Annotated in this window: 6 protein-coding genes; 5 read left to right on the top strand and 1 reads right to left on the bottom strand. The window is 60.9% G+C overall.

The genetic code is table 11. The features are described 5' to 3' along the window. Positions 1–708 (bottom strand): aldo/keto reductase (locus MOV61_RS11595; protein ID WP_247136678.1); only part of this gene is annotated, 708 nt, incomplete at its 3' end. Positions 709–888: 180 nt separating this feature from the next. On the opposite strand from MOV61_RS11595, the gene MOV61_RS11590 reads away from it, so the two are divergent. The 5 genes from MOV61_RS11590 (at position 889) to MOV61_RS11570 (ending at position 6,729) form a co-directional block, all read left to right on the top strand. After that, positions 889–1,926, top strand: coding sequence for a GntR family transcriptional regulator (locus tag MOV61_RS11590; RefSeq protein WP_247136677.1), 1,038 nt, complete (start codon positions 889–891; stop codon positions 1,924–1,926). Positions 1,927–1,974: 48 nt separating this feature from the next. After that, positions 1,975–3,510 (top strand): ABC transporter substrate-binding protein, encoded by a 1,536-nt coding sequence (locus tag MOV61_RS11585; RefSeq protein ID WP_247136676.1) that lies wholly within the window; start codon positions 1,975–1,977, stop codon positions 3,508–3,510. A gap of 68 nt (positions 3,511–3,578) precedes the next feature. Next, a complete protein-coding gene (locus MOV61_RS11580) occupies positions 3,579–4,754 on the top strand; it encodes a Xaa-Pro peptidase family protein (RefSeq protein WP_247136675.1) in 1,176 nt (391 codons plus the stop codon). A 143-nt stretch (positions 4,755–4,897) separates the two neighbouring features. Next, positions 4,898–5,878: an ABC transporter permease gene (locus MOV61_RS11575; protein WP_247136674.1), complete on the top strand. Its 981-nt coding sequence runs from the start codon at positions 4,898–4,900 to the stop codon at positions 5,876–5,878. A 5-nt stretch (positions 5,879–5,883) separates the two neighbouring features. Continuing rightward, positions 5,884–6,729: an ABC transporter permease gene (locus MOV61_RS11570; protein ID WP_247136673.1), complete on the top strand. Its 846-nt coding sequence runs from the start codon at positions 5,884–5,886 to the stop codon at positions 6,727–6,729. Positions 6,730–6,749: the final 20 nt, after the last annotated feature.

Here is a 6,749-nt window from a genome sequence, read left to right as displayed (position 1 = left end):
CGCCGTGCCGTCCGTCTGGCTGCGCGTGGTTGCTCCCCCGGCCCGGCCAGCGAGACGGCCGCGAGCGAGCGGGCTCCAAGGAACAACACCGACGCCTTCGCTTAAGCAGAGTGGCAACATTTCGCGCTCCTCCTCCCTGTAGATGAGGTTGTAATGAGGCTGCATCGATACGAACCGCGCCCAGCCATTTTGCCGTTGCAACCCGATTGCCTTCATGAATTGCCAGGCATGCATGGAAGACGCGCCGAGATATCGCACCTTGCCGGCCCGCACCACATCGTTCAGCGCGTCCAGTGTTTCTTCGATCGGTGTGCCGTAGTCGAAGCGATGCAGTTGATAGAGGTCGATATAGTCAGTCCCAAGACGCCTGAGGCTGCCGTCGACTGCATCGAGGATATGCTTGCGCGACAGGCTGCGGTCGTTGATGTCGCTGCTCATAGGATGGAAGAGTTTTGTCGCGATCACCAGCTTGTGGCGCGGAACAAGGCCTAGCAGCACCTTGCCGGTAATTTCCTCGCTCTTGCCGAGCGAATACATGTCGGCCGTGTCGAAGAAGTTGATGCCGAGCTCAACCGCTTGCTTCAGAATCTTGGCACTGTCCTCAAAATCCAGGACCCATGGCGTCCATTCGCTCGAACCGAAGGTCATGCAGCCGAGGGCAAGGCGAGAGACTTTGAGGCCGGTTCGACCTAGGTTGATATATTCCATTGATACACCTCGTGCAGTTTAAGCGGCGACACACTGCATTTTCTGCGTCTGCGAATGATATAATTGGAAATTATCGAGGCACTCAATGGGCTTGCTGCTAAATTATGCAAAAAATTGCAGAAGGGATTGTCAAATTGGAATCTCCTGTTACGGTCAGTGTATCAATCGAGAAATACACGCATGTTCACTATCGACGCGTCCAGCATTGACCGCTCCCTGCCCGTTCCGGTGGGCAAGCAGCTTTACGGACTACTGAGCTACGTGCTGTCCTTCGGCGACATGCCGAAGGGTGTGAAGCTGCAGTCCGTGCGCCAGCTCGCTGCCGAGCTCGACATCGCGCCGATGACGGTGGCGGAAGTCTACAAGCGGCTTCGCGCGGACGGCCTTGTCGAAATCCGCCCCGGCCTCGGCGCCTTCACAGTTTACGAACCGCGCCGCCGGGATGGCGTGATCGCGCCGGCGAGCGTGCTTGGCCCCGATATCGACAGCCTGTTGGAGAAAGCCGAAGCGCTCGGCATTTCACCGATCACTCTCGCCTCAATGGTGCAGGCGCAGGCGAGGCTGCGCAAACCGCGCGTCCATCTCGACATCGTCTTCGTCGGCATATTCGAGGCGCCGGCACGCGACTATGTCGAACAGATCCGTCCGACACTTGCTGCCAACGACCTGATATCGCTCCTAACCTTTGACCATATCCGCGACAACGAGGAAGCGCGCGAAAAATGTCGCAACGCCGACCTGGTGCTGACCTTTGTGCATCGCGAAGTCGAAATGCGCAGCCTCGTACCGGATGCCAATATCCTGTCGCTCCGGTTCATTCCGTCGGAACGCACACGGCAGGCGCTGGCGCTGCTCGACCCGCGCACCCGCGTCGCAGCCGTCACGCAGCTCAAGGATTACATCGCCATCATGCGTCCCAGCGTGCGCGAATTCGCGCCGCATATTTCCGATATCACGGTCGCATGGTCCTATGCGGATGATCTTGCGGACATCGTCGCCCGCTGCGACGTCGTGATCTACGCTTCCGGCGCCGACCATGTCGCGGATCTGGCCGGCCCGAACAAGCGCTGTTTCGAATACCGCCACTCGCCGGATCCCGGCGTGCTCGAAAACCTCCTCGCGCCGGCGCTCGCCGAGCTGCGCCACAATAAGATCGCCGATGCCGAAGCTCCGGCAAAGGTCGCCGACATTACGTCGCGGAGGACCAAGACCCGCTGACGACCCATGCCAAGCTTTGAATGAACCAAAACCAATAAGGGAACAGACATGAGCAAAGCACTCTCGATCACAGCAGCCGCCCTTCTCGCAGGGCTTTCCTTCACCGCTCTGAACTCGGCGCAGGCCGCGACCATCACGATCGGCACCGACGTCGATGCCGGTACTCTCGATCCGCGGCTCGCGCGGGACACGACCGCCTATCGCGTTGCCGACCTCATCTATTCCGGCCTGGTTCATCTGACGCCGAGCCTCGAATCCAAGCCCGATCTCGCCGAAAGCTGGGAAAACCCGAACCCTACCACCTGGGTCTTCAAGCTTCGGCCCAACCTGAAATTCTCCGACGGAAGCCCGCTGACGTCGGCCGACGTGGTCTTTACCTTCAGCACCATTCTCAACAAGGATTTCAATGCGCCGCAGCGGGCGCTCTACACACCAATCTCGGCCGTGGAAGCGATCGACGCGCAGACGGTGAAGTTCACGCTTTCGGCTCCCTATGCACCGTTGCTCAGCTATCTCGACATCGGCATCGTGCCTAAAGCGCTGGTGGAAGGCGGCACTGACATCGCGCTGAAGCCGGTCGGCGCCGGACCGATGAAGTTCACCTCCTGGACGCGCGGCAGTGCCATCGAACTTGCGCCGAACCCCGGTTACTGGGGGGAAAAGTCAAAGGCCGACAAGGTGGTCGTGAAGATTATCGGCGACGGTTCAGCCCGTGCTCAGGCATTCGAAGCGGGTGACCTGGACGTCATCCAATCGCCGCTCGCGCCACAGGACATCAAGCGCCTACAGGCGGACAAGCGCTTCGGCGCGGTGGTCCAGCCCGGCCTCGGCGTAACCTACATCAACTTCAACACCAAGGACCCGCTGCTTTCGAGCCCGAAGATGCGTCAGGCCTTCTCGATGCTGATCGATCAGAAGACCATCGTCAACGATATCTTCCAGGGCGTCGATGCTGTCGCCTCCTCGATCATCCTGCCCTCCTCCTGGGCCTATTCGAAGGATATCAAACAGCCCAGCTTCGATATCGACGGCGCCAAGAAACTGTTCAAGGAGGAAGGCTGGGCGGACACCAATGGCGACGGCATCCTCGACAAGGGCGGCAAGCCGCTGACGATTGTTTTGTCCACCCATAGCGAAGACAGCAACCGCGTCCAGACGATCGAATTCATGCAGGCGAATTTCCAGGCCGCCGGCGTCGAGGCCAAAACGCAGATCAGCGACTGGCCGTCCTTCTCCACCAACTACGTGCAAAAGAGCCAGCACCAGATCGCTTTGCTTGGCTGGCTGAACATCGTCGATCCGGATCGCCTCCTGTTCGCACAGTTGACCACCGGCGGTTCGACCAACTGGGGTGGCTATTCCAACCCGGCGGTTGACGATCTGCTGAAGCAGGGTCGTTCAGCGACCAGCCAGCCCGACCGTGCCGCCGCCTATCAGAAGGCCGCGACGATCCTCGCAAGTGACCTGCCCTACTACATCGTCTCCTATCAGGGTTATCAGCTCTTCTATTCCAAGAAGCTGCCCTTCCAGGTGCAGGCGACCTCGCGCGGCAACATGCGCGGCCTGATCGGTCTCAAGGACTGAGACAGCTCGCGCGGGCCGGCTCATCCGGTCCGCGCCTGAAGACCCAATTGCAGTTCCAGGATAGATCGATGGCTTTCTCACAGCGTCTCGGCGCGGGCTTCTATGCGAAAATTCAGGCCGAAATCCGCAAACGGATGGCGATTGAGGGCATCGATCTGTTGCTTCTCGATTCCAATGACGACGTCATCTATACGACCGGCTTTTCGCATTATACGACAGAGCGGCCGGTGGTTTTCGCGATCACCGCGACCGATGCCTTCCTTCTGCTTCCCGAGTTGGAACGTACCCATGCGGAACACCAGCATATTGCGGCTGAGCCGATCATTTATTTCGAGTTTCCTGGCATCAATCCATGGAATGCAGTGCTCGGCCGCAAGTTTGCTGACTTCAAGGGAACGGTCGCTTATGGCCATGCGATCTCGCTTGCCCGGATAAAGCCGATCGAGGGCGCCTTTCCGAATGCGGAACGGGTGATCCCGAGCAACATCGTCCAGCAGATGCGGCTTCGTAAACATCCGGAAGAGATCGTACTGCATCGCGAGGCCGCCAGGCTTTCCGACCGCATGGTCGAGGTCGGCGTCGAGATGATCCGCGATGCGATGCGCAAGGGCGGCACGCTTCCGAGCGAGGTCGAGATCGAATCCTACGTGTCGCGCCACGCCATGCGCACCATGCACGAAGAGCATGAGGACGTGATGCTCGTTCAGGGGCTTGCGAGCGGGCTCGTCTATTCCGGGCCGAGATCCGCCTTCCCGCACGGCATGCCGACCGGCCATCCGGTGAAGATCGGCGAAAGCATCATCCTGTCGCTCGGCTGCCGGGTTGGTGCCCGCGCTTCGGAAAGCGAGCGCACCTTCTTCATCGGCGAGCCGTCCAAGGTGCAGGAGCAGCATTATGCCGTCGCCTACGAGGCGCAGCGAATGGCAACCGCAGCGCTGATCGCCGGGCATACCTGCGCTTCTGCCGACAATCTGGCGCTTGCCTATATCCGCGACAGCGGCATGGGCGAATACCTGCTGCATCGTGTCGGCCACGGCATGGGCATCATGTTCCATGAAGCGCCGTGGGTGGAAGGCGGCGACCAGACCATTCTGGAACCCGGCATGATCACCTCCAGCGAACCGGCGATCTTCGTGCCGGGCTTTGCCGGCTATCGCATCGCAGACACCGTGCTGATCGCCGCCGAAGCGCCCGATAGCATGACTGTCTATCCCCGCAAACTTGACGACATCGTCATCTCCTGAGGTCGGAAAGATGGGTTTCAGCCTCGCCGAAACAGTTCTCGTGACCGAGCAGGGTCCGGATTCGCTGACCAAATTCCCCCGCCGCTTCGAGGAGATCGTGCTGTCATGACCTTTGCTTCGGCACATATCAGGGGAGCAGCCTCGTGTTAGCCTATATCGTCCGTCGAATCCTGCTGTTGATCCCGATGGCCGCAGGCATGGTCATCGTCACTTTCGGCCTGCTGTTGCTGATCCCCGGCGACCCTGCCTCAGTGCTGCTCGGCCAAGAGGCCTCGGCGGAAGCGATCAACAACCTGCGCAACGCGCTCGGCCTCAATGATCCCTGGTATATCCGTCTCGGCGTCTATTTCGCGCAATTGCTGCGCGGCGACATGGGCCGTTCGATCTTCCAGAACCAGGCCGTGTCGGAGATCATAGCCGGCAGGCTCGGTGCGACTATCGAGTTGGCCGTCCTGGCGCTGATCCTTGCCTGTCTCGTCGGCATCTCGCTCGGGGTGCTGGCTGCCACGCGACAGGGTTCGATCGTCGATACCGTATCGATGATTTTCGCCCAGCTTGGCGTTTCGATGCCGGTCTACTGGCTCGGCCTGCTATTGATGTTGCTGTTTGCCGTGACTCTCGGCTGGCTTCCGGCGATCGGCCGCGGGGCCCCCTTCCCCGAAGCGGTCTGGGCGGCGCTGACCGGTCGTCCGCAGGTGCTGCTCGACAGCTTAGCCCACATCCTCCTGCCGGCGCTGGCGCTCGCCGCGAACTCGGCGGCGATCATCTCCCGCCTGGTGCGCACCGCCATGCTCGAAGTGCTGCGGGAGGATTTCGTCCGCACCGCTTATTCCAAGGGGCTGCGCCGCAATCGCGTCATCATCCGCCACGCATTGCGCAATGCGCTGCTGCCGGTGCTAAGTGTGATCGGACTGCGCTTCGGCGCCCTGCTCGGCGGCGCGGTGCTGACCGAGACCATCTTCGCCTGGCCGGGCCTCGGCCAACTGACCATCACGGCGATCTCGCAGCGCGACTTGCCGCTCATCCAGGGCATCGTGCTCACCTTCGCGATCATCTTTGCACTGGTGAACCTGGTCGTCGACCTTCTCTATGCGGTCGTCGACCCGCGCATCCGTTTGGGCTGAGGCTCATGAGATTATCCAGGCGTTTCCGCAATATTTCACTCATCCTCGGCTCGATCATCGTGCTGGCGATCGTCGTCTGTGCTGTCTTCGCTCCCTATCTATCTACGCATGGCGTCGAGCAGATGGACATGCGCAACCGCTTCTCCGGCCCGACGCTCACCCACTGGCTCGGCACCGACAATTTCGGACGGGACCTCTGGTCGCGGCTTATATACGGCGCACGCATCTCGCTGACGATCGCCTGCATCTCCGTTTCGGTCTCCACCGTCATCGGCACGGCGGTCGGACTCGCGGCTGGCTATTTCGGCGGCTGGACGGATCTGATCCTGATGCGGATCACGGACATATTCCTGGGCTTCCCGGCGATCGTACTGGCGCTTGCGATCGTCGCGGTGCTTGGCCCCGGCATGATCAACGTGGCAATCGCCATCATCGTCGTCGCCTGGACGGAATATGCCCGCGTGGTTCGGGCGACTACCTTGATGCTGCGCGAGCAGAATTACGTACAGGCCGCGAGGGCGCTCGGCGCTCATCCGGTCCGCATCCTGGTCAAGGAAATCCTGCCGAATGCGATGGGGCCGATCATCGTGCTCGCCTCGCTCGGCTTCGGCACCGCGATCATCTCGGAATCGGCGCTCAGCTTTCTCGGTTTCGGCCTGCCACCGCCGACGCCGACCTGGGGCTGGACGCTTGCCTACGGCACCCGCTTCATGCGCGACGAACCGTGGCTGGCAATCATTGCCGGCGCCACGATCATGGTGACCGTGCTCGGCTTCAATCTGCTCGGTGACGGCCTGCGCGATGCGTTCGACCCCCGCCATCTCTCCCGCTCGGCGGGCAAGAAGAAATAGGCAACTCCTCGGATCAATAC

The organism is Neorhizobium sp. BETTINA12A (assembly GCF_023006485.1).
Lineage (GTDB): Bacteria > Pseudomonadota > Alphaproteobacteria > Rhizobiales > Rhizobiaceae > Neorhizobium.
This window is presented reverse-complemented; position numbering and strand designations above follow the sequence as displayed.